Annotated in this window: 28 protein-coding genes; 16 read left to right on the forward strand and 12 right to left on the reverse strand. The window is 64.4% G+C overall.

Annotated features, from left to right (window positions below):
- Positions 1 to 6 precede the first annotated feature (6 nt).
- Positions 7 to 1,461 carry an amidohydrolase gene (locus DX914_RS19265; protein ID WP_115861883.1) on the forward strand — a complete coding sequence of 485 codons (1,455 nt, stop codon included), beginning with the start codon at positions 7 to 9 and terminating at the stop codon, positions 1,459 to 1,461.
- 116 nt (positions 1,462 to 1,577) lie between these two features.
- The gene (locus DX914_RS19270; RefSeq protein WP_115861885.1) at positions 1,578 to 2,879 is read left to right on the forward strand and encodes an amidohydrolase family protein; all 1,302 of its coding nucleotides are present in this window, start codon (positions 1,578 to 1,580) and stop codon (positions 2,877 to 2,879) included.
- A 156-nt stretch (positions 2,880 to 3,035) separates the two neighbouring features.
- Here the strand turns inward: DX914_RS19270 and DX914_RS19275 are convergent, their stop codons facing one another.
- From DX914_RS19275 to DX914_RS20145, 3 genes are all read right to left on the reverse strand, one after another.
- Entirely contained in the window at positions 3,036 to 3,338 is a 303-nt protein-coding gene (locus DX914_RS19275) for a hypothetical protein (RefSeq protein WP_115861887.1), read from the reverse strand.
- A gap of 258 nt (positions 3,339 to 3,596) precedes the next feature.
- Positions 3,597 to 3,986 carry a hypothetical protein gene (locus DX914_RS19280; protein ID WP_115861889.1) on the reverse strand — a complete coding sequence of 130 codons (390 nt, stop codon included), beginning with the start codon at positions 3,984 to 3,986 and terminating at the stop codon, positions 3,597 to 3,599.
- A 47-nt stretch (positions 3,987 to 4,033) separates the two neighbouring features.
- Positions 4,034 to 4,489, reverse strand: a complete 456-nt coding sequence (locus tag DX914_RS20145) for a hypothetical protein (protein ID WP_147300736.1) — start codon at positions 4,487 to 4,489, stop codon at positions 4,034 to 4,036.
- A 257-nt stretch (positions 4,490 to 4,746) separates the two neighbouring features.
- On the opposite strand from DX914_RS20145, the gene DX914_RS19290 reads away from it, so the two are divergent.
- Together DX914_RS19290 and DX914_RS19295 are read left to right on the forward strand one after the other, a co-directional pair.
- Positions 4,747 to 5,211: a hypothetical protein gene (locus tag DX914_RS19290; RefSeq protein WP_147300737.1), complete on the forward strand. Its 465-nt coding sequence runs from the start codon at positions 4,747 to 4,749 to the stop codon at positions 5,209 to 5,211.
- A gap of 52 nt (positions 5,212 to 5,263) precedes the next feature.
- A complete protein-coding gene (locus DX914_RS19295) occupies positions 5,264 to 5,878 on the forward strand; it encodes a DUF4304 domain-containing protein (RefSeq protein WP_115861893.1) in 615 nt (204 codons plus the stop codon).
- Here the strand turns inward: DX914_RS19295 and DX914_RS19300 are convergent.
- The 3 genes from DX914_RS19300 to DX914_RS19310 form a co-directional block, all read right to left on the reverse strand.
- Positions 5,847 to 6,239, reverse strand: a complete 393-nt coding sequence (locus DX914_RS19300) for a VOC family protein (protein WP_115861895.1) — start codon at positions 6,237 to 6,239, stop codon at positions 5,847 to 5,849. The genes DX914_RS19295 and DX914_RS19300 overlap by 32 nt on opposite strands.
- A 425-nt stretch (positions 6,240 to 6,664) precedes the next feature.
- Entirely contained in the window at positions 6,665 to 7,150 is a 486-nt protein-coding gene (locus DX914_RS19305) for a hypothetical protein (protein WP_115861897.1), read from the reverse strand.
- 254 nt (positions 7,151 to 7,404) lie between these two features.
- Positions 7,405 to 7,809 (reverse strand): hypothetical protein, encoded by a 405-nt coding sequence (locus tag DX914_RS19310; protein ID WP_115861899.1) that lies wholly within the window; start codon positions 7,807 to 7,809, stop codon positions 7,405 to 7,407.
- Between the two features lie 161 nt (positions 7,810 to 7,970).
- Between DX914_RS19310 and DX914_RS19315 the strand changes: the two genes are divergently transcribed.
- The 8 genes from DX914_RS19315 (at position 7,971) to DX914_RS20795 (ending at position 15,818) form a co-directional block, all read left to right on the forward strand.
- On the forward strand, positions 7,971 to 8,210 hold the full coding sequence (locus DX914_RS19315) for a helix-turn-helix domain-containing protein (protein WP_115861901.1): 240 nt from the start codon (positions 7,971 to 7,973) through the stop codon (positions 8,208 to 8,210).
- A 338-nt stretch (positions 8,211 to 8,548) separates the two neighbouring features.
- On the forward strand, positions 8,549 to 8,767 hold the full coding sequence (locus DX914_RS20790; protein ID WP_425480709.1) for a DUF6364 family protein: 219 nt from the start codon (positions 8,549 to 8,551) through the stop codon (positions 8,765 to 8,767).
- Complete coding sequence (gene ybiA / locus DX914_RS19320) at positions 8,742 to 9,338, forward strand: riboflavin biosynthesis intermediates N-glycosidase (RefSeq protein WP_115861903.1); 597 nt, start codon at positions 8,742 to 8,744, stop codon at positions 9,336 to 9,338. Before DX914_RS20790 ends, ybiA begins: the two co-directional genes overlap by 26 nt.
- A 391-nt stretch (positions 9,339 to 9,729) precedes the next feature.
- A complete protein-coding gene (locus DX914_RS19325) occupies positions 9,730 to 11,283 on the forward strand; it encodes an HAD family hydrolase (protein ID WP_196778968.1) in 1,554 nt (517 codons plus the stop codon).
- A gap of 24 nt (positions 11,284 to 11,307) precedes the next feature.
- Complete coding sequence (locus DX914_RS19330) at positions 11,308 to 12,408, forward strand: phosphoribosyltransferase-like protein (protein ID WP_115861907.1); 1,101 nt, start codon at positions 11,308 to 11,310, stop codon at positions 12,406 to 12,408.
- A gap of 44 nt (positions 12,409 to 12,452) precedes the next feature.
- Entirely contained in the window at positions 12,453 to 14,336 is a 1,884-nt protein-coding gene (locus DX914_RS19335; RefSeq protein WP_147300738.1) for an ORC-CDC6 family AAA ATPase, read from the forward strand.
- Positions 14,337 to 14,338: 2 nt separating this feature from the next.
- The gene (locus DX914_RS19340; RefSeq protein WP_115861911.1) at positions 14,339 to 15,541 is read left to right on the forward strand and encodes a hypothetical protein; all 1,203 of its coding nucleotides are present in this window, start codon (positions 14,339 to 14,341) and stop codon (positions 15,539 to 15,541) included.
- Between the two features lie 163 nt (positions 15,542 to 15,704).
- A complete protein-coding gene (locus DX914_RS20795) occupies positions 15,705 to 15,818 on the forward strand; it encodes an NAD(P)-binding protein (RefSeq protein WP_425480710.1) in 114 nt (37 codons plus the stop codon).
- Positions 15,819 to 15,874: 56 nt separating this feature from the next.
- Here DX914_RS20795 and DX914_RS19350 read toward each other — a convergent pair whose 3' ends face one another.
- The 6 genes from DX914_RS19350 to DX914_RS19375 form a co-directional block, all read right to left on the reverse strand.
- Positions 15,875 to 16,471, reverse strand: a complete 597-nt coding sequence (locus DX914_RS19350) for a hypothetical protein (protein ID WP_115861913.1) — start codon at positions 16,469 to 16,471, stop codon at positions 15,875 to 15,877.
- Positions 16,472 to 16,554: 83 nt separating this feature from the next.
- Positions 16,555 to 16,875, reverse strand: coding sequence for an antibiotic biosynthesis monooxygenase family protein (locus DX914_RS19355; protein WP_115861915.1), 321 nt, complete (start codon positions 16,873 to 16,875; stop codon positions 16,555 to 16,557).
- Positions 16,876 to 16,935: 60 nt separating this feature from the next.
- Positions 16,936 to 17,526, reverse strand: a complete 591-nt coding sequence (locus DX914_RS19360; RefSeq protein WP_115861917.1) for a DUF1294 domain-containing protein — start codon at positions 17,524 to 17,526, stop codon at positions 16,936 to 16,938.
- Positions 17,527 to 17,624: 98 nt separating this feature from the next.
- A complete protein-coding gene (locus DX914_RS20320; RefSeq protein WP_115861919.1) occupies positions 17,625 to 18,116 on the reverse strand; it encodes a LuxR family transcriptional regulator in 492 nt (163 codons plus the stop codon).
- A 233-nt stretch (positions 18,117 to 18,349) separates the two neighbouring features.
- Positions 18,350 to 18,985, reverse strand: a complete 636-nt coding sequence (locus DX914_RS19370) for a hypothetical protein (RefSeq protein ID WP_115861921.1) — start codon at positions 18,983 to 18,985, stop codon at positions 18,350 to 18,352.
- A gap of 183 nt (positions 18,986 to 19,168) precedes the next feature.
- Positions 19,169 to 20,833 carry a GGDEF domain-containing protein gene (locus DX914_RS19375; protein ID WP_158549407.1) on the reverse strand — a complete coding sequence of 555 codons (1,665 nt, stop codon included), beginning with the start codon at positions 20,831 to 20,833 and terminating at the stop codon, positions 19,169 to 19,171.
- 105 nt (positions 20,834 to 20,938) lie between these two features.
- Here DX914_RS19375 and DX914_RS20325 point away from each other — a divergent pair, with 105 nt between their 5' ends.
- From DX914_RS20325 to DX914_RS19390, 4 genes are all read left to right on the forward strand, one after another.
- Complete coding sequence (locus DX914_RS20325) at positions 20,939 to 21,640, forward strand: hypothetical protein (protein WP_158549408.1); 702 nt, start codon at positions 20,939 to 20,941, stop codon at positions 21,638 to 21,640.
- Positions 21,641 to 21,668: 28 nt separating this feature from the next.
- Entirely contained in the window at positions 21,669 to 22,073 is a 405-nt protein-coding gene (locus DX914_RS19380) for a DUF1761 domain-containing protein (protein ID WP_115861925.1), read from the forward strand.
- A 10-nt stretch (positions 22,074 to 22,083) separates the two neighbouring features.
- Positions 22,084 to 22,710 (forward strand): 2-hydroxychromene-2-carboxylate isomerase, encoded by a 627-nt coding sequence (locus DX914_RS19385; RefSeq protein WP_115861927.1) that lies wholly within the window; start codon positions 22,084 to 22,086, stop codon positions 22,708 to 22,710.
- 108 nt (positions 22,711 to 22,818) lie between these two features.
- A complete protein-coding gene (locus tag DX914_RS19390; protein ID WP_115861929.1) occupies positions 22,819 to 23,766 on the forward strand; it encodes a DegV family protein in 948 nt (315 codons plus the stop codon).
- Positions 23,767 to 23,815: the final 49 nt, after the last annotated feature.

Raw genomic sequence — 23,815 nt, forward strand, 5'->3', positions numbered from 1 at the left:
ACCCACATGATTCGACCGTTGCTGGCCGGCTGCGGCCTGGCGCTGCTGGTCGGCGCCGCCCAGGCGGCCCCGCCCGCGCCCGCCGCCTCGCGCTTTACGCAGGACCCGTACCCCAGCACCTACCGCCCGATCGCGGCCGGCCCGGTGCTGCTGCAGCACGCCACCGTGCTCACCGGCACCGGCCAGCGCCTGGACGACGCCGACGTGCTCATGCAGGGCGGCAAGATCGTCGCCGTGGGCACCGGCCTGGACGCCCCGGCCGACGCCACCCGCGTGGACGCCACCGGCAAGTGGGTCACCCCCGGCCTGATCGACGTGCACTCGCACCTGGGCGTGTACCCCAGCCCCGGCGTGAGCGCGCACAGCGACGGCAACGAGATGACCAGCCCGGTCACCCCCAACGTCTGGGCCGAGCACTCGGTCTGGCCGCAGGACCCGGGCTTCGCCGCGGCCATGGCCGGCGGCATCACCACCCTGCAGGTGCTGCCGGGCTCGGCCAATCTGATCGGCGGCCGCGGCGTGACCCTGAAGAACGTGCCGGCCACCACCTACCAGGGCATGAAATTCCCCGGCGCGCCCTGGGGCCTGAAGATGGCCTGCGGCGAAAACCCCAAGCGCGTCTACGGCGGCCGCAACACCTCGCCGGGCACGCGCATGGGCAACGTGGCCGGCTACCGCGCCGCCTTCATCGACGCCAGCGAGTACATCCACAAGAACACGCCCAAGGCCGAGCAGCCCAAGAAGAAGCGCAGCTGGTGGCAGGGTTCGTCCAACGGCAACGGCACGGCGGCCGACAGCGACAAGGACGCCGGCGGCAAGCGCGACCTCAAGCTCGACACCCTGGCCGGCGCGATCAAGGGCGACATCCTGGTTCACATCCACTGCTACCGCGCCGACGAAATGGCCACCATGCTCGACCTGGCCAAGGAATTCGGCTTCAAGGTCAGCGCCTTCCACCACGGCGTGGAGGCCTACAAGCTCGCCGACCGCCTGGCCGCCGAGAACGTCTGCGGCGCGCTGTGGGCCGACTGGTGGGGCTTCAAGATGGAAGCCTTCGACGGCATCCAGGAAAACATCGCCCTGGTCGACCGCCCCGCCAACAGCTGCGCCATCGTCCATTCGGATTCGCAGGAAGGCATCCAGCGCCTGAACCAGGAAGCGGCCAAGGTCATGGCCCACGCCAAGCTCGCCGGCATGGACATCCCGCCCGAACGCGCGATCCGCTGGCTGACCCAGAACGCCGCCAAGTCGCTGGGCGTGCTGGAACAGACCGGCACCCTGGAGACCGGCAAGATGGCCGACGTGGTGGTGTGGAACGGCAACCCCTTCAGCGTGTACGCCAAGGCCGAACAGGTCTACGTGGACGGCGCGCGCATCTTCGACCGCAACGACCGCAACCGCCAGCCCACCTCGGACTTCCTGCTCGGCCAGGGCGCCCGCGCCGCCGGAGGTGCGCCGTGAGCACCATTCCCGTCATTCCGGCGAACGCCGGAACCCATTTTGATTTGCAATCCCCCATCGGCGGGCGGAGCGTCATGGCAGAAACAAAAGCAACCTGGGTGCCGGCTTCCGCCGCAATGGCCGGCGTGGGCGGTTTGCGCAAAGCCGTACTCACCGCCGCCTTGCTGCTCACCAGCTTCGCCGCCAGCGCCCAAGACCTCCTGATCCGCAACGCCACCGTCCACACCGCCACCGCGCAGGGCAGCCTGCAAGGCGCCGACGTGCTGATCGGCAACGGCCAGGTGCGCGCCATCGGCAAAAACCTGACCGCCCCCGCCGGCGCCCAGGTCATCGAAGCCGAAGGCCGCCCGCTCACGCCCACCCTGTTCGGCGGCATCACCGAGATCGGCCTGGAAGAAGTCTCCGGCGAAAAAGCCACCGTGGACGAAACCCTGGCCCTGGGCGCCGACACCAAGCAGATGACGGTGCGCCCCGAGTTCGACGTGACCCTGGCCTACAACCCCGAGTCGGTGCTGATCCCGGTCACCCGCATCGAAGGCATCGGCTGGACCTTGCTGGGCGCGGGCACCGCCACCGGCGGCTCCATCGTCGCCGGCCAGGGCGGCGTGATGCGCCTGGACGGCGGCCCCGACCCCACCGGCGCGCGCGTGCTGTTCGTCAAGCTCGGCGGCGACGCCTCCGGCCTGACCGGCAACTCGCGCGCCGCGCAGTGGATGATCCTGGACCAGCTGATCGCCGAGGCCCGCGGCCGCATCGGTCCCGACTCGAACGCCGCCCTGCTCACCCCCGCCGGCCGCGCCACGCTCGCGCGCTACCTGGACGGCGGCGGCCGGGTGATGGTGGGCGTGGACCGCGCCGCCGACATCCGCCAACTGCTGCGCTGGTCCGCGCGCCACAACGTGCGCATCGCCATCGCCGGCGGCGCCGAAGCCTGGAAGCTGGCACCGCAACTGGCCGCGGCCAAGGTGCCCGTGTTCGTCGACCCGCTGGCCAACCTGCCCGGCGACTTCGACCAGATCGGCGCGACCATGGAAAACGCGGCCCGCCTGCGCGCCGCCGGCGTGCCTGTGGGCTTCAGCCAGAGCGGCGACGCCTCGCACAATGCGCGCAAGGTGCGCCAGCTGGCCGGCAACGCCGTCGCCGCCGGCCTGCCCTGGGCCGACGGCCTGGCCGGCCTGACCCGCGTGCCCGCCGAAGCCCTGGGCGTGTCGTCCGAACTGGGCAGCATCGCCCCCGGCCGCCGCGCCGATCTGGTGCTGTGGAGCGGCGACCCGCTGGAAGTCAGCAGCGTGGCGTTGCAGGTCTGGATGAACGGCCGCGCCATCGAAATGCGCAGCCGCCAGACCGAACTGCGCGACCGCTACCTGCGCCCGGACAACGGCATGCCGCGCGCGTATCCGGCGCCTACGGGTAGGTAACGAAGACAGCGCAGCGAGCCACCCACACGGCTCGCTGCGCTCCTGCCTTCTGTTTTGAGCTTTCTGTGGGAGCGGCGTAAGCCGCGATAGCGCAACTTCGGATGGCGGCGAATCGCGGCTCACGCCGCTCCCACCCCAAAGCCGAAGCCTTCCGCATCAAACGTGCGCGTCCAACCCAACGCCGCAACTGGGGCAAAAATTTGGCTTGCTCGTGCCGCTCAGCACCTGCCCAAGACGGGCCCCGCACCGGGGGCAATTGACGCACCACATGATGTACAGCACCGCGCCCATGAACCCGACAAAGGGCACGACCATCCAGCCCCTGTGCAGGCCGGGAAGATCGAAGAACATCGTGGCCGCAAACAACAGCCAGCACCCGAACGCGACAGCGCGCGCCCTGAAGATTTTTGCCTTGAGCATCTCGCCGATCGTCATCGCGCCTGGGTCCTGATCGTCCACCTGGCTCTATCGTAGAGGATGTGCACGCCTGCCTAGCGTGCCATTGCTCCACCCCAACCACCGCCTTGGGGTAAGCGCGGCGTAAGCCGCGTCCACGCCACCCCAATCTCCCGCGCATGCCCCGGCCCATACGGACACAGCCCGCCCCCTGTGGGAGCGGCGTAAGCCGCGATTCGCCCCGACCCGAAGCTACGCTATCGCGGCTTACGCCGCTCCCACAGAAAGCAAGGCTCCGGCATGGCGCGGCACCGCCGGCGCTTAGTTGTCGTAGTTGGTAATCCTGGCATGGATCACACACCCGCCACGCGCCACCAGAACCCCATCGAAGCCCCAATAGCTCTCTCCGGGGCGTTCGGATCGGAAACTGAACGCATGCACCCTATCGGTGTCCGCAAGCTCACGCTTGAAGCCAATCGCTTTGCCGTGCGTGCGTTCAAACGCCGCCGCCGAATAGGGCTCCGATACCGCCAAGCGCTTTCCGAGCTGTTCGACCGTGCCGCCCGCGCAGGCCGGGGTAGGTTGGATGCGCTCAAGCAGATCGCCACCCCAGGTGCTCGGATCGGAAGGCAGCGCCACCTTCTCGTAAGCGCTTGCCAACGGAGCGCCCACCGCGATGGCAAGCAGCAGCCATAAGCCTCTAACGACCATAACCACTCCCGCAGTAGCGCAGAACAAAGTGGCGTTCTCTCTAGTGCTCATTGCGGCCGCGCCTCCGCCGTCATCAGCGTCACCAGCTCCAGCCTGCCCGTGAGGTCGAAAGCGAAATGCACTGAATGCACCGGGTAGTCATAGCGCAACCAGCCGCCGTGCGAGCCCAGCAGCGTCTTGCCCGGCAACGCGTTGCGCGCCGGTACGCCCAGAACCGACTCGACGTCGGCGCGCGAAGCGTCGAACGAAAGCCCCGGCCCGAGCGAGCCGCCGTATCGGTGGTAGCCCTCCTTGCCGCCGCCGTACAGGAACACCACTTGCACGGTTCCGCCAGAATCGAGCTGCAATTGCAGTCCGTCCGTCACCGAACGCAGATACCTCGTCGTCGGCAGGCCGGCTTCTAGTGATGCCTGCGTATACGCCTTCAATCGACAGCGCGCCAGCGTATGCGCTGCAGCGGGCGCTTCGGGCGATGAACCCAGTAGGGCGATCAGCGCATCCATGGTTTCACTCGGGCCGCCCCTTGGACGAGCAATCAGTCCTGTACGAATTCGCATTGAACGCACGCATGCAGGCAATCCCCTAGAAGCTGCTTTACAGCGGTCGAGTGCGAATATAGCCGACGGTACCAGATCGTCAGCGGCATCAGCACCGCTGCCATCCCGCCGCCTTGTTGCCTCCACCCTGGCCGCCTAAGATCGCCCCAGGGCCGCTACCGGTGGCCATGCACCGCGTCGGGGGACGAATGCACGCCATCAACATGTTGGCCCTGCTCCTGCTGGGCGCTAGCCCGCTGAGCGCACTCGCTGCGGAGCCGGCACCTTCCACCGCGACCCTGCAGATCCAATCCAATCACCCCGATAACCTGTGGCATTACCGCACCTACCAGGACGGCGCCAACTGCAAGGGGCTGTCGCACCCCAACCGGGTCGCGGGGCCTATCGGCATACCGGCGAGCGGGCCCTTCACGTTCTTCGTCTCCGCCGCCTCCAGCGGCAGCCTGTCCCACTACCGCTACTGCTGGAGCAACGTCACCTTCACCCCCGAGGCCGGCCAACGCTATTTGGCGCGCTTCGACTTCGGCCGCGATACCTGCCGCGTCGCCGTGGTCAAGACCGGCGCCGACGGCACCGAACCGCCCACCTCCGTGGACATTCAACTGCGCGCCTACAAGCCACCGTTTCTGCAAAGCGGCTCGTGGTGCGGCAAGCCCATCAAGCAGTAAATCTTCGCCCTCATCACCCGCTGGATGCTGGGCCGCTTAGACGCCAATCCCCATGGATAAAACACCGCGCGCCAGAGAGATCATCCAAGCCATCGCGAAATTCGAACTGGCGCCGGCGCTAAAGGCCGAGGGTTTCAAGAAGTCCAACCTGACCTTCACTCGCCGTCGGGGGCTGACGACACAGATCATCAAGTTCGAACTGTCCAGCTGGAACCTAGGCCCTAGGGGCTTCTTTACCGTGGATGTGCTCGTCAGATTCGATGAGATGACACCCCCTGGCGAGTCACCAGGGCCTTACCCCCAGTTTTTTGCCTCGCTGGATCAACTGCTGACAGATGTGCCGCGGAGCTTTGAGGTCAACGCCGACACTCCCGTGCCGCAGGCCTCGGCGCGTCTGACACAGTGGATTATGGACGGCGTGGTCGCCCCATTGAACCGCGTGAACACTCTCGTCGAATTCGAATCGACCGGTTGGGTCCAGGTCCCTGCCTGGGCGTTCCCCGCGTTGTACGCCTACTACGTGGAACGCTATGAAGAAGCCGAGCGGCTAGTGCGCAAGGAAGCGGAATTCTTCAAGGACAGAGGCATCACCTGGGAAGGCCTGGTCCAGAAGTACCGGTTCCACAAGCTCAACGCTAGATTGGCGCAACCTGATCCGGGCGATTGATCACCGCCTCGATCATGTACCCATCCGGGTCGATCACAAACGCCGCGTAGTAGTGCGGCCCATAGTCCGGCCGCAGCCCCGGCGCCCCGTTGTCCGTACCGCCCGCCGCCAGCGCCTGCGCATGGAACCGGTCCACCGCCTCACGCGAGGGCGCGCCGAAGGCCACGTGGAAGCCCGGCCCCGGCGCCACCGCGTGGGCGCGCAGCTTCAGGCAGAGCAAGTCTTCGCCCTCCGCGAAGCCGTAGCCGATGGCGGTGCCGTCCTCGAACACGCGGCGGTAGCCCAAAGCGCCCAGCGCGGCGTCGTAGAACGCGCCGGCGCGGTGCAGGTCGGCGACGGCGAAGGAGAGGTGGTGGAGCATGGAGTGCGTCCTGACATGGGGTGCGGGGCGGGTGGCGGGGTGAAACCCTGGATGGATTGTGCCGTCTTGGTGCCAACACCGTGACTTTGCGCCTGCGGGCCGCAGTGGTGCACGTAAACACCGCAGCGTTGTGGATCAAATCCACACCGTAGCCCGTCCGAAGCGCGACGCTGCCGCTCAACCCGGCAATGCGGCCCTTTGCCCCCGCACCCCTGCCCCTTCTACCGGCAACGCTGCCGTGCCCACCCGCAGCGCTGCCCGATCCATCCCCATCGCCGCGCCTGCACGGCGCTCGGCTGCCCTGACGGACCGGTGCGCTGCCCTTACGCACCGCACCGGTCCCCGTGCACACCGCAACCGCCGCCATGCGCACCGCTACCCTGGCCCGCCACCCGCCACGCGAGCTGCGCGGGCCGGCCGCGCCGTCACGACGCGAGCGGGCCCGGCAGCGGCGGCACTTCCGCGCGGCGCGCGGTTTTATCGAAGCGCGCGCTCAGGCTTTGGCGCAGCGTTTCCAGCCCGTGGTGCTTGCCCGACACCCGCAGCAGCGCATACCCCTCCAGCGCCGCCGACATCACGTCGCTGCCCAGCGCCATGTCGGTGTCCTGCGCGCGCTCCACCAGGCGCTGCAGCCGCAGCAGGCGCGGACGCAGCCGGTCCAGTGCGGCCAGGTCGGCCTGCGCTTCGGCCACGCTCAGGCCGGGCGGCACCACCTGCGGGTGCTGGGCCAGCGCGATCAGCGTCTGCCGGCAGAACTGCTCGGACTTGGGCCCCATCTTGGCCAGCGCCCGGCGGTCGTCGATGGTCAGCGACACAAGGCCGACCAACTGCGCCTCCAGTTGGGTCAGGGTGGCGTCGATCGCGGCGAGCTGATCGTCGGGCAGGGTCAAGGACAACAAATTCTGGCTCATGCACGGTTTCCTTCTAGGGGCTTGATGGACGAACGCAGCGCCCGGGCCACCGCAACCGTAAGGTGCAAACCGGCCGCCGATGCCGGCGCTACGGCCCGGGCGAACCGCCCAGGCGCCCCCAGCGTTTTGCGCACGCCCGCCGCGCGGCTATAGGAAAAGCCCCCGCCGCGCCGTCAGGAAACTCCGATTTTTCTGTAGGGCTTTTCCGAAATTCGCGTGCCACGCACACCGCGCCGCACCCGCTACCGAACGCCCTAATCCGCGCGCCGCTTACGCGTGCCCGCGTGGCTTGCGCGTGCCTCGTCCGCCGCGCCGGAGAGCTGTTGCGCCAGCGCCGGCTGCTCGCGGCAGAAGCGCGCGTTGGCCGCGAGGGTGCCCCAACGCTGCGCGGCGGCCAGTTCGTCGTCGGCGCGTTCGAGCAGGCGGCGCTGGTGGTCGGGGGACAACTGCAACTCCAACGTTTCAAGGGCGAGGTCTAGCAGGCTGCGGGCTTCTTCCATGGCGCGGTGTGTCTGGTCTGTGGCTTGTTGGCACAAGTGGTCCAGCCGTTCGGGGGCTAGCGCGGCCAGGGCGATGGCATCTGTGGCTGGGCCGGTGGGGGCGGGCCAGAGCTGTAGGAGCAGATCAGGCGGGAGGGTGAGCTGGTTGGGGACGGGCATGGCTGCGGTCCTTGCTGGCGGTGAAGTCTCGGGCGGCGCCCGGCCGGAAGTACCGACAAAAGCCCCGGGCGCCCTGCCCCACGAACCGATAGTATCTATTTTTCCGATATCAAGAAACTAGATATAGCTTCCGTGTGGCCTACCGCTTTCCGGCCACGCACATGCCCAAGTCAATTCATCAGCACGAGAATGAAGTCCTTACCTTGTTACTTAAAGAGATGCGGCTTGCGTCTGGGATGCTGCAAGCAGACGTGGCTCAGGCGCTTGGACGATCACAATCCCATATCAGCGACATCGAGAATGGGACTCGACGTCTCGACCTCATCCAATTGCGCGAGTACTGCGCAATCTTCGACACAACCCTCATCGCTTTTGTCAGACGGTTCGAGAAATCTCTATAGCGATCAATTGATCGAGCGCTCCAGCCGATCATTCTCAATCGAAAAGACCTACCTAGCACTTGGAGCTGACCGATCAGTTCTGCGCTCAATCCACAACGCTTGACTGCTACCGCGCGACACAAAAAGCGCAGGTGAAGTCGCGCCGCTGACCTCGCCTCGCCTCGCCTCAATCCTTGAGACAAGTAGCAGCCAAGCTGACGAGAGCGATGACGTATTGGCGAGAATGGAAAGTCAGCTGGACAAAAACGCGAAACCAGTGCAATTGCACGGAACTATAGTTGCAACAAGTAATCTATATGGTGTATATATGGCATATATTTGCAGCATCTAGGCTCGCCATGTCGCGATCTCGCAGCAGCTCCAAGAGCACGACAAGCCTAACTCTGCGCATCGACGCAGACATCAAGGAGGCTGCCGAAATCGCAGCCAAGCAAGACCGTCGCAGCCTCACCAATCTCATTGAGGTGTTGCTTGAACGGCACTGTCGCAATCTGGACCTATACCCCCCCTCTGATAAACGGAACTCTCCCGATGGCCAAGTCCGCAAAGCTTCCTAAGCCTCAAATTGCGGCTGCCGTGGCGTACAAGCAGGCAACGGGGGAAATTCTGTTTTATCGCGCCAACGAAAAGCCATACGGGCCGTTTAGCAACCTTTACAAACGATCCTTCGTATTCGAGGGCCGCGAGTTCGCCACCGCTGAACACGCGTATCAGGCAGGGAAGGCAGCCAAGGAATCTGTGAAGGAATGGATTCTTAGCGCGCCATCACCAGCACTCGTTGCGATGGCGGCCCACGGTCTCTACACGTGGGACATCGTTCCGAATTGGGCTCAGATCAAGTTCGATCGAATGAGAGCCGTCTTGCGCGCAAAATTCACCCAACACGAGGACTTGCGAGCGCTGCTTCTTTCGACGGGGACAGCGAGACTCGTAGAAGCCGGAAAGACCAATAATCCTGTCAACCGTCTCTGGGGTGAAGTGAACGGGATTGGTCAGAACATGCTCGGCGTCATGCTGATGGAATTGCGAAAGGAACTAAGTACCCCGACGCAAATATCCAAAGCAGTGGGGACTAAGCGGGCTCTAACGGTGACAAAGCGCCCTAACCGTCTGCTAGCCAACGGATGAGCCGGCGGCTGCCGCTGTGACGGAAACAAACTATGACCTAGAGCTTGCCGCCCTTCCGCAGACATACGCGTCGGCACTTGCTGCCGAATTGAAGGGACTGAAGGCAGCGTTAGCAGGGGCCAGCGAATCGAGCGTCATCGGCGTTGGATCCGGCGGGTCCTATACAGTCGCCTCATTACTATGCAACCTCCACGAAACGTATACCGGTCGCGTCTCGCGACCTTCGACGCCCCTAGAGCTGATCTGCAATCCCACGCTAGCATCATCAAGCCCGGTATTTCTGATTTCGGCCGAAGGTAAGAACCCCGATATTACCGAAGCCTTGCTGCGCGCCCGACGTCACAGCGCTAGAACGATACATGCACTAACGAACAGGACGAGCAGCCCGTTGATGGAGTCCATCCACGGGCTCACGGATGTTAGCGCCCACGTTTTTGAACTCGACAAGAAAGACGGGTACCTGGCGACGAACAGCCTATTGCTAGACGCCATGCTTGTCGCACGCGCCTACGGAGAACTAGACCAGTCCCGTAGCCCGTTCCCCGATCAGATGAGCCAACTTCGCATTGGCGACCAAGCCCTACCAGAATGGGCAAATAACTCGCGAAGCTTCGCCGAAGAAGCCGTCAAGCGAGGCTCAATGATCGTAGTCTATTCGCCGCTCCTTAAGCCAATTGCCTCGGACTTAGAGTCGAAGTTATCAGAGGCGGCATTATTGAACTGCCAATTGTGCGACCTGCGTTCATTTGCGCATGGCAGGCACCTTTGGCTGTCCCAGCGGACGGACGATTGTGTAGTCCTGGCCATCACCGAGCCGTCACTTGGCCAATTGTGGGACAAGATGAGAAGTCTATTTCCTCCTGCCATGCCGACCATGACAATGTCGCTCGGAGGAGCTTCGCCACCCGACCTCATTGCTGGCTTGGTGGCCCAGATGCAGTTTGTTTCAGCCATCGCCAGCGCGTCCGGCGTCGATGCTGCGAAGCCATCAGTCCCCGATTTCAGCCGCAAGCTGTACTACCTAGATCTCACATCTTCTATCCCCGCCCCTACCGACATGCTTGCGGCGGCTGAGGTGTCCAAGTTTGAGGTCATGGGGGCAAGATGGCCGTCCGCGCGACGCCTTGGCAGCATGACTCGCGCCCGAGCGGACTTTCAGTCATCGCTCGCTTCGCAGAAGTTTCGGGCGGTCGTTTTCGACTTCGACGGGACGTTGTGCAGCTCACGCCGAACCGATCAAGCGCTGTCTACTGAAATCATCCGGCAGCTCGAACGATTGCTACAAGCCGAGGTTGTTATCGGCATCGCCTCAGGGCGGGGCGGATCTATCTTGGAAGCTCTGGCAAAGGCGCTGCCCCCCGAGCTTCTGGAGCGCATAGACGTCGGCCTGTACAACGGTGGGTGGGTGGGAACCGCGAGCGAACCAGTGGTAACCGCTAAAGAAACAAGCGAGTTCTTGAGCCATGTTACGCGACTGATGCGGCGACTCAAGTCGATCGGCGTTCCCATAGACACAGTCAGACCTACGCATCCGATCCAAGTGAGCGTAAGGTTCCGTGAGGGCATTGCAACAGAACAGATGTGGTTCGTACTGGCAGACGCGCTGAGGCAGGCTGGCCTGGAAACCGCTTCTATCATGCGTAGCAAGCACTCAATCGACATACTATCTTCTGGTGTTAGCAAATCTGGTTTGGTTGCCCACATGATCCAACACCATCGAATCGACCCCTACCAGATACTCACAATGGGCGATCAGGGTGCTTGGCCGGGAAATGATGCATCTCTGCTTGAGCACCGATACTCACTGAGTGTGGATTCGCCCTCAAGACGAATCGACAGGGGCTGGAAGCTTGCACCGAGCCACAAGCGTGATGTGGACGCCACCCTATGGTATCTCGAGAGAATGGTCACCGGTTTAGGCGGAACATTTCATATCGACCTTTAGCAACCGCGGACAACGGCGAGACACATGCGCGACGAGAACGCAATTCAGCTACTGGCAAAGGTGATGAGCTGGACGGAAGACTCGGCGCTTCAGGTGCGCTCGCTGCAGCTATTGGCAGATTTCAAATACGACTCGTATCAGCGCTTTGGCCCAGGACGAAAATTCATTGAAAGCCTCGCGCTGTGGCTGAACCAGTTCGACCCTAGTGACCGGGAGGCTGCGCTGGAACTTGTCAGAGACAAGCTAGTCTTTCTGTCGGATGACGAGCTTTCCCACCTGGTGACTACGGCCTATCCGGATCTCGTGATCCAGGAGCGCCTCAGGATCGTTGCTGAAGAAAACGCCATTCCGCTGCATCGAGTTCGAGAAATTGCCTCCCACCCTCGCTTTAACGAGCTTCGAATCAAGTCCCTTTTTCTAGGCCTGAGTGACGGCGCTAGAACCAACGAACTTAGACGAGCGAGTTTTGGGGAGATAAGCAACGAGCAGATTTGGCAGGCTTACGAGCTAGGCGACAACAAAGTCGACGACATGCTTGAAGAGCTCAAAGACGCTCTAGAACAAGCAGGATCGAATAGCGAGCAATCGCGATTCAACCTAATCTGGCTCTTGGACGACTTCTCTGGTAGCGGAAACACGTACATTCGCTATGACACCAAGAACCGCAGGTTCAAGGGAAAGCTTCAGAAAATATACTCGCGACTGCATCGTGGCGATCTGGTTGATAGAAGCAACTATGAAGTCTATTTGCTCCTTTACGTTGCCACACGACAGGCTATTGACCACATCGAGTATTGGGCTGAACGATTTACCTCGGAAAAGGGCTACAAGCCGCTGCAGTTGCGCGTGTTGTGCCCAATCGAGAACGAAGTCCGCTTGGTTGACAGCATGAGCGCCCCGTTACTGAAGCTGATCCACGCACAGAAGAACTATGACGAACGAGCGCACGATAAACACACGCTCGTCGGCGGAACTGAAGACGCCAGACTGGGCTTTGCTGGATGCGCGCTCCCGGTCGTGCTAGCGCACAACACGCCCAATAACTCCATATATCTGCTCTGGGGGCCTGAATTGCTTAAGCCGTTCGGGCTCTTTCCGCGCGTAAGCAGACACCGCGAATTCTGATGGCCTATCGAGCAAACCCCTTCCTAGAGCGCATGTCGGAGCGAATGACCTCCGACAACGATTTTGTTCGGCTGTTCTCGCCAAAGATTGTTGAAAGGCTCGAAGACGACACATTCGAAGGAGGCGTACACATTCTTCGCAGTTCGCCCGGCGGCGGTAAAACCACACTGTTGCGCGCCTTCACACCACCAGCACTCAATGCGTTCTGGAGCGCTAGGAAGACGCCGGATCTTGCAGATTCTTACCAGCGACTAGTCGCCAGGGGAGTGCTCGACCAAAGCCATGGCCCTCAGCTGCTCGGCGTGCTGCTCTCATGCGCTGCGGGCTATGCAGACCTTCCGCCAGGTGCCGACATCGAACAAGACACGCTGTTCCGGGCCTTGTTGGACTGCCGCGTCGTCCTTCGCGCCGTCAGGAGTATCGGGCTACTAGCCGGGCTCGGGCCCGACGATGATCTCGCCCAGATCACCCTCAGCTACGACCCTAGCGTGGCGGATCTTCGGGGCATACCCCTCTTGCGTGACGCAGCACAAATGGCGCGTTGGGCTGAGGAAGTGGAGCAGAACGTCTACACATCGCTCGACTCGTTCCGGAAGCCCGATGACAGCAGCATGCCAGCGCACTTTCGCTTTGAGAGCGTGCTGTGGCTCCAGGCGGTCGCTTTCGAATTTCAGGGGCGGGCACTCGCACCAAAGCGGCTTCTGATGATTGATGACGTACAACGACTTCGAAAGAAGCAGCGGGACCTACTGATCGATGAGTTGACCGTGCTACGCCCAAGCATCCCGGTCTGGCTTTCCGAGCGCACGATTGCAATGGGCGATGACGACTTACTTTCACAAGGAGTCAGAGACGGAAGGGAAATTCGACACTACAACCTTGAGGAGATGTGGTCGCTCTCCAAGGGCGGCGCGCAGTCCTTCGTCGGGTTCGCACAGAACATCCTAGATCGGCGCATGAAGCGCCAGGACACGGTCGCCTCCAGCGCATTCTCGCAATGCCTCCGCACTGAATTCAATGCGCAGGAAATACGCTCTATTTTCGACAAAGCCGTTTCTCAGTACACCGAGAGCTCAAGTCGGCTCCGTGGGCGCGCGCGCTACGAGGGATGGTTGGCGAAGGCAGACAGGTTGACCGAGGATCCCAGCTGGGAATCCCTACTGGATCTCTACTCGATACAGATCCTGCTCTCTCGCGATGAGAAACGACGTCAGATGACCTTGGATCTATCCTTATCCGACGAGGAATTGGAAGAGCGCGATAGCTCACAAGTCCGAGGCGCGGCCGAACTGTTTGCTAGCCAGGGCGCAGGGCTGCCCTACTATTTTGGGCTTGATCGCCTATGCGCGATGGCATCGAGCAACGTTGATGAACTGCTGTTCCTCGCCTCCGAACTCTATGTCGGCCTTCAGGCCCGCCAGGCAGTCAGAAAACCCGATCTCATTCTATCGCCGTCCGACCAGGAGAAGCTACTTAAGGCTGCGGCAAAGAAGAAGCGAAACTTTATCCCAAGGAACCACAGCCGAGGCTCCAACGCTCAACGCCTATTGGACGCGGTGGGTGCATTCTGCAAAGACAAGACCTTCGCACCTAACGCTCCGTATGCCCCTGGCGTCACTGGCGTTCGTTTGAGCCAACAAGAGCTGCATCGACTCAACAATCCGCGACCATCAGTGGGACAGAGCGGCATGGCTCTTCGTAAAGTTATCGCCGAGTGCGTCGCAGAGAACTTGCTGATCATCCGCAATAGTTCGGCAAGCACCTCGCGGGATAGCGGCCAGGTGTTTTACCTGAATCGCACCTTGTGCGCACATTACGACCTTCCACTTCAGTTCGGCGGATGGCAGGACGTGACGGTGGTGAATCTGGAGGAATGGATGAACCTGGGCGTGGTACAAACCAGACGCCGACGGCTGGAGAGCCTATGAGAATGCTTTGGGAACAGTACGTCTATCGGCGGGGAAACGAAGTGTTCGAGCTCTGGGACGGCCTGTTCTCTGGCAGAGACATCAAACCGCTTTACATCGGCGGCCGTGGTTTCGACGTCCGATCGCAAGCGGTTCTGGCTGCGTTTGTCGCGAGTGTGAAAGGATCCGCTGTGTCCGTACAGGATGCGAAGCAACTGCTGATCGGTTTTAGCGGTTATCGTTTAGACGACGATATCAAAGCACTAACCGAGACCAACACCACCGAACTTACTCGGATTTTTTCGGAGATCGGCACAACCGAAGAACTTCCCTTCGGCGGCCCGACAGAAGGCGACGAGGAAATCAGCACAAGCAATGCGCTCCGTGCTGGCGTCGCGAAAGTGCAGGCGCAGCTTGACGGCTATACCGATGTGATACTCGACATTAGCTCTCTTCCTCGGATTGTGTACTTGACGCTTCTGACAAGCCTCTTGAATCACTTCATTCCCAACAAAGAGATTGATCCAGAGCGTGAACATCCCTTGGTGGCCAGCGGAGTGAACTTTCAAGTCCTGGTGGGCGAGGACGCGGCGCTAGATGCGCACATTCGTGCGGAAGACCCTAGCAACGAACTGGTCCTTATCCCCGGTTATTCCGCGGTGCTGCAGCTCGGAAGCCTTTTGGAACTGCCGCTCGTGTGGTTCCCGATCCTCGGCGAGAATCGAGTGAACCAGCTTGAGAAGGTCCTCAACTCCGACTACATCCCCGCCAGGGCAGAGGTGTGCCCAGTGGTACCCCATCCGTCGAAGGACCCTCGACGAGCTGACCGTCTACTGGTGGAGTATAGCGGCCCGCTTTTCGACACGGGCCTGACCACGACATCAAGCGTTCTGTATGCGCATGAGTCTCACCCATTCGAGGCCTATCGGCAGTTGTTGAGTGCGATGCGTCGCTATCGAGACAGCATGTTGATTCTTGGAGGGTGCCGACTTGTGGTAACACCACTTGGCAGCAAACTCATTACCTTAGGTGCCGGCCTGGCTTGCTTTGAGATGCACCCGGAAAACCTAAGCAAGAAGTACGGCGTCGGCATCCCATACGCCGAACCAACGCGCTATGTCGCGTCTGCCGAAAAGCTGACCCGATCGTCGCCCATAATTTCTGCGCTGGTACTGACGGGTGAGGCGTATGGAATTACTCCGGCCACGGCCAGTACGCCTGCTTGAGGCAACTGCATCAAGAACAGTGATGAGAGCGTGCTTTTCTGAAGGCTCGCGCGAAAGGGCCGTGCTCTGTTCGAGGGGAAGCAGGGGTCAGCGCGCACCTTTCTAGAGTACTCTGCGAAAGTTCACTCGGCCCACAGAGAACACGCACCGATGAAAAATCGCCATCAACGGCGCCGGCATCGCCGGCACGGCACTCGCCTACTGGCTGAGCAAGCAAGGCCACGACGTGCTGTTGTGGAGCGGGCGCCCGCGCTGCGCCCCCGCGGGTTCGTGGTGAACCTGTGGGGCATCGGTTACGACGCGCTGGAACGGATGTAGGAAACGGGGTCAGAGTCATTTTTCAGCTAACTGCTGAAAGGCCACCATCGCCGGAGCCGCACAGCTCTCCAACTTGTCCAGCGACCGCGCCACCGCATCCTGCAGCGGGTGATCCAGCCCAACGAAGGACCAATCGGTCTGGTTCCCCTGGCCATCCGTAACGCTCAGGGCATGGATGGTCCCGTGCATGACGGTAAAGGCCGTCGGATCGTCGAACGCGAAACCGATGGGAATGCTTTGGGAGGCCAAATGGGCGTAGACCTCTTGTGCTGCGGGGCAGGCGCTGTGCTGGATGAGGACGGCGCAAGTCCTCTTCCAATCGCCCACCGCCAAAAAGAGTTCCGGCGGCGCGGTGGATTGACCGAAAGGCCCGTCTAAGCGACGACGGAAGTGGGCCAGCATACCGGGCCCCTGCCCCGTGTCCGGAAGGCGCCCGATACGGATGTCCGTGAGGCCGATTTCTAAGGAGCGATCCGGCCAGAAGAGCACCTCGGACAGTCCCCGGTCGTAGCAACCCGTCCCCAATGAGGACCATTCCAAAGGGCGACGCTCTTCGCTGAGGCTCGCACAGCTCGATAGCGTCAACGCGAGTAGGGCAATACCAGTCTTCATGAGGTCACAGCACCTGTGTTGATGGACTGGCGATGGGCTCGATCTGATGGAGACGGGACGCGGAACGACCTGTTGCGGGGCCCCTAACGAAGCGGCGCCAGAAAGTCCGCGACAGGCTCTAGGATCACCTCAGGCAGACTCTCTGCGATGCACGACCGCATCCGGTCCCAGGCGTCCGCATCCACCGAAGGACGCGCCAGCCCTTCGGCCTTCGCCGCCGCCGACGGCCACTGCGTGTAGCTGTACCAAACCTCGTCCGGCCCGCGGTGCAGTCGCGAGCCGAGCGAGCCGCGTTCGGCGCGCAGCAACTGCGTCACCCGCGACCAGGCGTCGATGAAGGTCTGTTCGGTGCCGGGATGCAGGCGCCAGCGGTAGAGGGCGCAGAACGGAGTTGGGTTGCTCATGCTCGTGTCTCGCGGGAATGGCGCGGTTTCACCTTAAGCCGCTTCATAGCCGGCGCCCACTCAGCCGCCACCCAAGGTGCCGCTGTGCAGCAGCCAAGCGACCGCGGCCAGGTTGAGGATTACGGTGAACCAAAACACCGACTGAAACGACGCCTTTACGGTCTTGTGCCGCGAGCGTTGCTGCGCGATGAGCGCGCCGGGCCAGCCGCCCAGCAGGTCGATCAGGTGCAGGGTGCTTTCGGGGGTGCGCTGCGCGCCTCGGCCGGCGGCGCTTTTGTCGGCGGTGTACGCGAAGTACGACACCACGCTGACTACTCCGTAGCCCGCGGCGATCAGGATGGGGATGAGCCCGACGTAGGCGCAGGCCGCTACCGCCAGCAGGAAGGCCACGCCGATCGCCAGCCTGGGGATGGGCAGCGGCGCTTTGCGCACTTCGATCTTCTGGCCCGCGTAGCGCACGTCCACCGCATTGGCGCGGCCGCGGTCGTCGGTGGTGACGGCGTAGGAGATCAGGTCGCCGTCGACCGGGCGGCGCGAGCCGTACTGGAAGGCCTTGATGTGGACGAAGGCACGGGTGCCGCCGCCGTGCGGCACGACGAAGCCGTAGCCTTTGTCTTCGTTCCAGTCCGAGATGCGGCCGACCCACCTCATGCGTCGCAATGCCCCCTGCCCCGCGACCCGGCTTTCGGGCCGACTTTACACCTGCGGGCGGGCGATGGTGGGCACGGCGCCCTGGTCGGGCGGCGCGGTCAGGGCGCGGCGGCCGCGCGCGAGAAATGCGCGATGCGCATCTTCGGGGTGCCGTCGGAGGTGAAGTAGGTTTCGGTTTCGGTGAGCACGTTGCCGTCGTCGCTGACGGTGTAGACGCGGGTGGAGCGGGGGATTTTTTCGTAGACGAACTGCATGACCAGGACGTCGGGTTTGGGCATGTAGGCGGCGAGGACGTCGACCCAGTAGGTGCCGGTGGCGCGGCCGGGGGTGCCGTCGAGGGCGAGGGTGGATTCGGAGTGCATCTTGGCGCCGGCCTGGTCGACGATGTCGACGCGGGTGGTCCATTGGTGGTTGGCGGCGGTGCGGAATTCGAGGTCTACGCGCTGGGGGCGTACGGCCGCGGGCATGGGGAGGGTGGTGACGTCCAGGGACCAGCGGCCGATGAGGGGGGACTGGGTGGACGGGGCGGCGAAGGCGGGGGCGGCTGCTAGTAGGGCGGTGAGGGCCAGTAGGGGGGCGAATCGGTGCATGGGGGGTGCCTCGCGATTTGGCGGTGAGTCTGGGGGGACTTTACTGGTCGCGGTGGGGTGGCGGTGTTGAGGGTGGTGCGGTGCGGCTCAAGGGGGTACCGGTTTGTCGCAGGGTGAGGCTAGGTGGGTGCTTCGTAAGTGGCGACGCAATGGGGTCAGTTCGCGTGCCCTCACCCCAACCCCTCTCCCGCGAAGCGGGGGAGGGGCTCAATAGCGCTAGGGGCTTGGTGCTGTTACTTGCCCTTCATGGCGAAGGTGCTCAGCACCTTGCGGTAGGCGGCGGAGTAAGTGCCCAGGTAATCGGGGCAGCGGGCCTGGGGGTCGTTGCGTTTTTGTTCGGCGCAGGCGGCCGATTCTTCGGCCACGCGGTCGATGGACTTCATGGCCAGGATCAAGGAGCGCCAGGAGATGCCGACTTCGTAGACGGCGCGCGAGCGCTGGTCGATGCACACGGCCAGGAAGGTGTACATGCGGCCGTCCAGGGCGAAGGGCTTGTCCGTGGGTGTGGTGGCGCAGGCGGGGTTGAGGTCGGTGAGGGCGAAGTCGGCGCTGGGGTAGCGCTGTGTGGCGGCGTCGAGCGCGGTTTGGCCGGCGTCGGCCTGGCCTTTGTAGAGCACGCTCAGGGCGTAGGTGTCGTAGCCGCTCAGGCCGATGACCATGACGGTGTTGCGCTTTTCTTTCTTGTCGCGGTACTGCTCCCACTCGATATCGCTGTAGGTGTTGCTGGGGGCGAGGTAGGAGAAGCTGTAGTGGTCTTTGTCGAGCTGGCCGGCGGATTCGAGCGAGCCGACGTGTTTGTAGTTTTCGGTTTGCGCCGTGGCGGTGGCCGATGCGGCCAGTAGCGCCAGGGCGCAGAGGTGCTTCCCCATTGTTGTGTTTCCCCTGTGTGCCGGCTGCGGTGCGGGCGGTGGGCAGTATGTGGGGTGGGTGGGGGAGACGGGTAGCGGGGGAGCGTCGTGGGTGCGCAGTCGCGGTCGCAGCTTGCGCAGCTCCTACAGCGGGCAGCGTGGTGTTCGGCGGGCGCGGGGGCGTGGTCGCGGCTTACGCCGCCCCTACCCCAAGGCGGTGGGGGTGAGTTGGGTGTCGAGCAGGACGACGCGGTTGCGGCCTTCGTGTTTGGCGGTGTACATGGCGGCGTCGGCGCGTTGGATCAGGCTGGCGGCGCTGTCGTCGGGGCCGCTTTCGACCACGCCTATGCTCAGGGTCAGGGCGACGGGCATGCCTTTGACTTCGCCGCAGCGGCGTTCGACCTTGCGGCGGATCTGTTCGGCGGTGTCGCGCGCGGCCAGGCGGCCGATGCCGGGGAGCAGCAGCAGGAATTCCTCGCCGCCGATGCGGCCCAGCTGGTAGGCGGGCATGGTTTCGGAGTGGATGCTTTCGGTGACGGCGCACAGGCAGGCGTCGCCCACGGGGTGGCCGTAGCGGTCGTTGATGGCCTTGAAGTGGTCCAGGTCCAGGAACAGCACGGACAGGGGCTGGCGCTTGCGGCGCGCGTCGGCCACGGCGCGGTCCAGGCGGTTGATGATGCCGGCGCGGTTGAGCACGCCGGTGAGGGCGTCGTGTTCGGCGTGCAGCTGGGCCACGTCGCGTTCGCGGCGGAAGGTGAGCATGCGGTCGGCCAGGCCCAGCACCAGCACCACGGCGGCGAAGGCCTGCATCATCGGCAGGCCGTATTCCAGCAACGGGGTGAGCGGCACGCCGGCGCTGAGCTGCATGGCGCGCGCGGTGGACACGGTGACCAGCGGCACCCAGGCGATCAGCACGAAGCCGGCGTGGCGGCCGCCGCGCAGCCAGACCAGGAACAGGGCGATCACCGCCAGCAGGTTGGCCAGCATGAGCAGGCCGTTGCCCAGCGGCGGGAACCAGGCCTTGTTCGCGGGCCAGGGCGATACCAGCAACGCCAGCATGAGCAACGGCAGCCAGGCGCCGACGACCAGCAGCGCGCGGGTGAGCCAGGGCGCGCGCGGGCGCAGGTCGGCGAATTCGATCAGGAACAGCACGGTGACGATGGTGGAGGACGTGGCCACGAACCAGATGCCGGCCACGCCGAAGCGGCCCAGCCAGGCCAGCGCCGGCAGGGTGTAGGCGTCGCCGTAGGCGCACAGCACGTACAGCAGTTGCAGCAGCATGCTGGCGGAGAACAGCAGGTAGACGCGCTCGCGCAGCTGGGTCCAGAACAGCAGCACCACCAGCGACACGGCGATCAGCACGCCCATGCTCAGCCACAGCACGCGTACGTGGGCGTGGTCTTCCACGGCGTAGTCGGCGCTGGTGCGCACGGCCACCTGCAGCGGGTAGCGCGCGCCTTGCACGCTCACGTAGACGGGCCCGGCGGCGGTCAGCGGGAAGGCCAGCGCGCGGCGCGAATGGGCGGGGCTGGGGTCGGCGTCGAAGATGGTGGCGGTGCGCGGCAGGTAGTCCGGCGGCGCGGCCACGGTCACCTGGGCGCTGAAGGGGTGGTAGACCAGCAGCACGCGCGACTCTTCGGAGGACTCCGGGCGCAGGCGCCAGGCGCCGCGGCCGTCGCGGGCGCTGCGCAGCTGGCGGGCGTCGGGTTCGGCGGTGAACGCGCTGTCGGGCAGGTCGCGCAGTCGTTCGGGCGAGGTCAGCGGCTGGGGCTGGGCCAGGCGCTCCACGCGCACGATGCCGTCGGCCCACGCCGGCAGGCAGGGGAGACACAGCAACAGCCAGCACGCCGCGATCCAGACTGGTTTCATCGGCCCCCCGCGTCGCTGCCAGTGTCGGCCCGGGCCCGGCCCGCCACAAGCCCCCGCCCGCCGCCGTATGCTGTGCGCTCCCGCCCCGCCGCCAGGACCCACGCCATGCCCGCTGCGCTGACGCCGCTGCTGATGGCCGCCGCCCTGGCGCTGCAACCGCCGGGGCAGTTCCATGGCGACGAGCCGGTGGGCCGCGATGGCGAGACCTGGCTGGCGCTGCGCGTGGCCGACGGCCGGGCGTCGCTGACCCAGACCCGGCTGCGGGTGGAGGCGGTGGAAGACCCGATCGGCGACGAGCCCGGCGAGCGCACGGGCAAACGGGTGGCCTCGGCGCTGGAGCCGGACCCGGACGCCGAGGGCGCCCAGGTGGTGGCCTACCTGCGCGGCGGCGGCCTGGGCGCCGGGCCGGTGAGCGCGGCGCGCATGCTGCAGCGCGGCGAAGCCGGCCATGCGCCGGACGACCGCTTCGAATTTGCCGGCGCTGCCTACCGCATCCGCAGCGAGTGCTCGCCCGACGACGATGGGGCCTTCGCGCGCTCCTGCACGATCCGGCTGGTGGCGCCGGGCACCGAACAGGTGCTGGCGCACATGCCGGGCCTGCGCGAGCAGGGCGTCCTGCGGCTGGGCGACGACGCCTCGCCGACGTTGATCTTCGCCGGCGACCTGGACCGCGACGGCAAGCTCGACCTGATCTTCGATCTCACCGACCATTACAACGTGTCGCGACCGACGCTGCTGCTGTCGTCGCAAGCCAGGGAAGGCGAACTGCTGCACGCGGTATCCACTTACGAATCCGTCGGCTGCTGACGCCGGCCCGCCCTGGAGAGCGCCACCCATGACCCTGCCCCCGATGGAATTCAACTGGCTGGCGGTGATCGCCGCCGCCGCGTCCGCGTTCCTGCTGGGCGGGATCTGGTACGGCCCCTTGTTCAAGAAGGCCTGGTGCCGCGAGGCCGGCATGGACCCGGACAGCAAGCCGGGGCACCCGGCGCGCATCTTCGCCATCGCCTTCGGCTGCAGCCTGCTGTCGGCGCTGATCTTCGCGCTGATGCTGCCGACGAACGCGCGCGCGGCCGACGGCTTCGGCCTGGGCTTCGTGGTCGGCCTGTTCTTCGTGGCGATGAGCTTCGGCATCAATTACGCCTTCGCCCAGCGCAGCCTGAAGCTGTGGATGATCGATTCGGGCTACCACATCCTGCAGTTCATCGCCTACGGCACCATCCTGGCCGCGTGGCGCTGAGGCCATCGCCATGCATATCGACTGGTACTTCGATTTCATCTCGCCCTTCTCCTATTTGCAGTGGCAGAAGGTGAAGCCGCTGACGCGCAGCGCGCATACGCTGCGGCCGGTGCCGATCGTGTTCGGCGCGGTGCTGCATGCGCTGGGGCAGAAGGGGCCGGCCGAGATACCGGGCAAGCGCGAGTTCACCTACCGCCACGTGCTGTGGCAGTCGCGGCAGGAAGGGGTGACGCTGCGCTTCCCGCCCGCGCACCCGTTCAATCCGCTGGCGGCGCTGCGCCTGTGCCTGGCCGCGGGCGCCACGCCCGAGGCGGTGGACGCGGTGTTCGACTGGATCTGGGGCCAGGGCCGCGCCGGCGACAGCGTGGAAGCGCTGGCGCCGCTGGCGGCGGCCTTGGGCGTGGCGCCCGAGGCGATCGGCGGCGAGGCGGCCAAGGCCGCGCTGCGCGCCAACACCGAGGCGGCGATCGCCGCCGGCGTGTACGGCGTGCCCACCCTGGCCTTCGACGGCGCCATGTTCTGGGGCAACGACGCGCACGCCTTCGCCCTGGCCGCACTGGCCGACCCCGGCGTGCTCGAGGATGCGGAAATGCGCAGAGTCAGCACATTGCCGGTGGCGGTGCAGCGCCAAGCCTGAACGCCGTCCCCCGAGGCGATTCCGGCTCTAGACACGGCCTTGCCGCCCTGCAGGTATGCTGGCTGTCACAATTCGAAACGTCTTGGCGCCAACACCCGGGGGGGGACTATGCGCATCGGACTCGTGGTCGACTCGGCCTGTGACCTGCCGTCGGAATACCTGCAAGCGCACGATATCCACCTGTTGCCGGTCACGGTCCGCATCGGCGAGGCCGTGCTGACCGACCACCGCAACCCCGAAGCCACCCTGCACTTCCTGCAGACCCACCTGGCCGAACGCGGCTTCGAGGCCGAGACCACGCCGTTCACGGTGCAACAGGTGCGCGACCTGTTCGTGAGCCAGCTGGCGATCGACTACGACTACGTGTTCTGCATGACGATCACCAAGACGCGCAGTCCGATCTACGACAACGCCAACCAGGCCAGCTTCGCGATCCTCAACGACTACAAGCCGGTGCGCATGGCCGCCGGCAACAACACCCCGTTCGCGCTGCGGGTGATCGATTCGCAGAACCTGTTCGCCGCGCAGGGCATCCTGCCGGTGGAGGCCGTGCGCCTGCGCGACGCCGGCGAGGGCGCGCCCAAGATCCGCGCGCGGCTGGAGAACCTGGCGCTGCACACCCAGGGCTATCTGATTCCGCGCGATCTGAACTACATCCGCGCGCGTACCCGGGTGCGCGGCGACCGCAGCGTGAGCCTGCTCAGCGCCACGCTGGGCACCATGCTCGACATCAAGCCGGTGTTGCACTGCAACCGCGGCGAGACCGGGCCGGTGGCCAAGATCAAGGGCTTCGAGACCGCGGCGCAGAAGCTGTTCGAGCATTGCGGCAAGCGCGTGCGCGGCGGGCTGATGACGCCGACGATGTGCCTGAGCTACGGCGGCGAGCTCGAGGAGATGCGCGCCCTGCCCGGCTACGAGCGCCTGCGCGACACCTGCCGCGAGCACAACGTGGAGTTGTTCGAGGCGGTGATGAGCCTGACCAGCATGGTCAACATCGGCAAGGGCGGTGTGGCGGCGGGGTTTGCGGCGGAGGGTGGGAGCAAGTTCGAGGATTGAGGGGGATGGTGCTGCGGGGGTAGGAGCAAATCCCCCCCTAGCCCCCTTT

The organism is Lysobacter silvisoli (assembly GCF_003382365.1).
Classification (GTDB): domain Bacteria; phylum Pseudomonadota; class Gammaproteobacteria; order Xanthomonadales; family Xanthomonadaceae; genus Lysobacter; species Lysobacter silvisoli.

Excerpts from the sequence above, each read along its gene's own strand:
- DX914_RS19380 (WP_115861925.1), top strand. The coding sequence starts at position 21,669 with ATGACCCTGCCCCCGATGGAATTCAACTGGCTGGCGGTGATCGCCGCC.
- DX914_RS19385 (WP_115861927.1), top strand. The coding sequence starts at position 22,084 with ATGCATATCGACTGGTACTTCGATTTCATCTCGCCCTTCTCCTATTTG.
- DX914_RS19360 (WP_115861917.1), bottom strand. The coding sequence starts at position 17,526 with ATGAGGTGGGTCGGCCGCATCTCGGACTGGAACGAAGACAAAGGCTAC.
- ybiA (WP_115861903.1), top strand. The coding sequence starts at position 8,742 with ATGGCCAAGTCCGCAAAGCTTCCTAAGCCTCAAATTGCGGCTGCCGTG.
- DX914_RS19270 (WP_115861885.1), top strand. The coding sequence starts at position 1,578 with ATGGCCGGCGTGGGCGGTTTGCGCAAAGCCGTACTCACCGCCGCCTTG.
- DX914_RS19300 (WP_115861895.1), bottom strand. The coding sequence starts at position 6,239 with ATGCTCCACCACCTCTCCTTCGCCGTCGCCGACCTGCACCGCGCCGGC.
- DX914_RS20320 (WP_115861919.1), bottom strand. The coding sequence starts at position 18,116 with ATGCACCGATTCGCCCCCCTACTGGCCCTCACCGCCCTACTAGCAGCC.
- DX914_RS19335 (WP_147300738.1), top strand. The coding sequence starts at position 12,453 with ATGACCTCCGACAACGATTTTGTTCGGCTGTTCTCGCCAAAGATTGTT.
- DX914_RS19390 (WP_115861929.1), top strand. The coding sequence starts at position 22,819 with ATGCGCATCGGACTCGTGGTCGACTCGGCCTGTGACCTGCCGTCGGAA.
- DX914_RS19315 (WP_115861901.1), top strand. The coding sequence starts at position 7,971 with ATGCCCAAGTCAATTCATCAGCACGAGAATGAAGTCCTTACCTTGTTA.
- DX914_RS19340 (WP_115861911.1), top strand. The coding sequence starts at position 14,339 with ATGCTTTGGGAACAGTACGTCTATCGGCGGGGAAACGAAGTGTTCGAG.
- DX914_RS19355 (WP_115861915.1), bottom strand. The coding sequence starts at position 16,875 with ATGAGCAACCCAACTCCGTTCTGCGCCCTCTACCGCTGGCGCCTGCAT.
- DX914_RS19375 (WP_158549407.1), bottom strand. The coding sequence starts at position 20,833 with ATGAAACCAGTCTGGATCGCGGCGTGCTGGCTGTTGCTGTGTCTCCCC.
- DX914_RS19350 (WP_115861913.1), bottom strand. The coding sequence starts at position 16,471 with ATGAAGACTGGTATTGCCCTACTCGCGTTGACGCTATCGAGCTGTGCG.
- DX914_RS19370 (WP_115861921.1), bottom strand. The coding sequence starts at position 18,985 with ATGGGGAAGCACCTCTGCGCCCTGGCGCTACTGGCCGCATCGGCCACC.
- DX914_RS19265 (WP_115861883.1), top strand. The coding sequence starts at position 7 with ATGATTCGACCGTTGCTGGCCGGCTGCGGCCTGGCGCTGCTGGTCGGC.
- DX914_RS19305 (WP_115861897.1), bottom strand. The coding sequence starts at position 7,150 with ATGAGCCAGAATTTGTTGTCCTTGACCCTGCCCGACGATCAGCTCGCC.
- DX914_RS20790 (WP_425480709.1), top strand. The coding sequence starts at position 8,549 with ATGTCGCGATCTCGCAGCAGCTCCAAGAGCACGACAAGCCTAACTCTG.
- DX914_RS19330 (WP_115861907.1), top strand. The coding sequence starts at position 11,308 with ATGCGCGACGAGAACGCAATTCAGCTACTGGCAAAGGTGATGAGCTGG.
- DX914_RS19290 (WP_147300737.1), top strand. The coding sequence starts at position 4,747 with ATGTTGGCCCTGCTCCTGCTGGGCGCTAGCCCGCTGAGCGCACTCGCT.
- DX914_RS19325 (WP_196778968.1), top strand. The coding sequence starts at position 9,730 with ATGGAGTCCATCCACGGGCTCACGGATGTTAGCGCCCACGTTTTTGAA.
- DX914_RS20325 (WP_158549408.1), top strand. The coding sequence starts at position 20,939 with ATGCCCGCTGCGCTGACGCCGCTGCTGATGGCCGCCGCCCTGGCGCTG.
- DX914_RS19295 (WP_115861893.1), top strand. The coding sequence starts at position 5,264 with ATGGATAAAACACCGCGCGCCAGAGAGATCATCCAAGCCATCGCGAAA.
- DX914_RS19310 (WP_115861899.1), bottom strand. The coding sequence starts at position 7,809 with ATGCCCGTCCCCAACCAGCTCACCCTCCCGCCTGATCTGCTCCTACAG.
- DX914_RS19280 (WP_115861889.1), bottom strand. The coding sequence starts at position 3,986 with ATGGTCGTTAGAGGCTTATGGCTGCTGCTTGCCATCGCGGTGGGCGCT.
- DX914_RS20145 (WP_147300736.1), bottom strand. The coding sequence starts at position 4,489 with ATGGATGCGCTGATCGCCCTACTGGGTTCATCGCCCGAAGCGCCCGCT.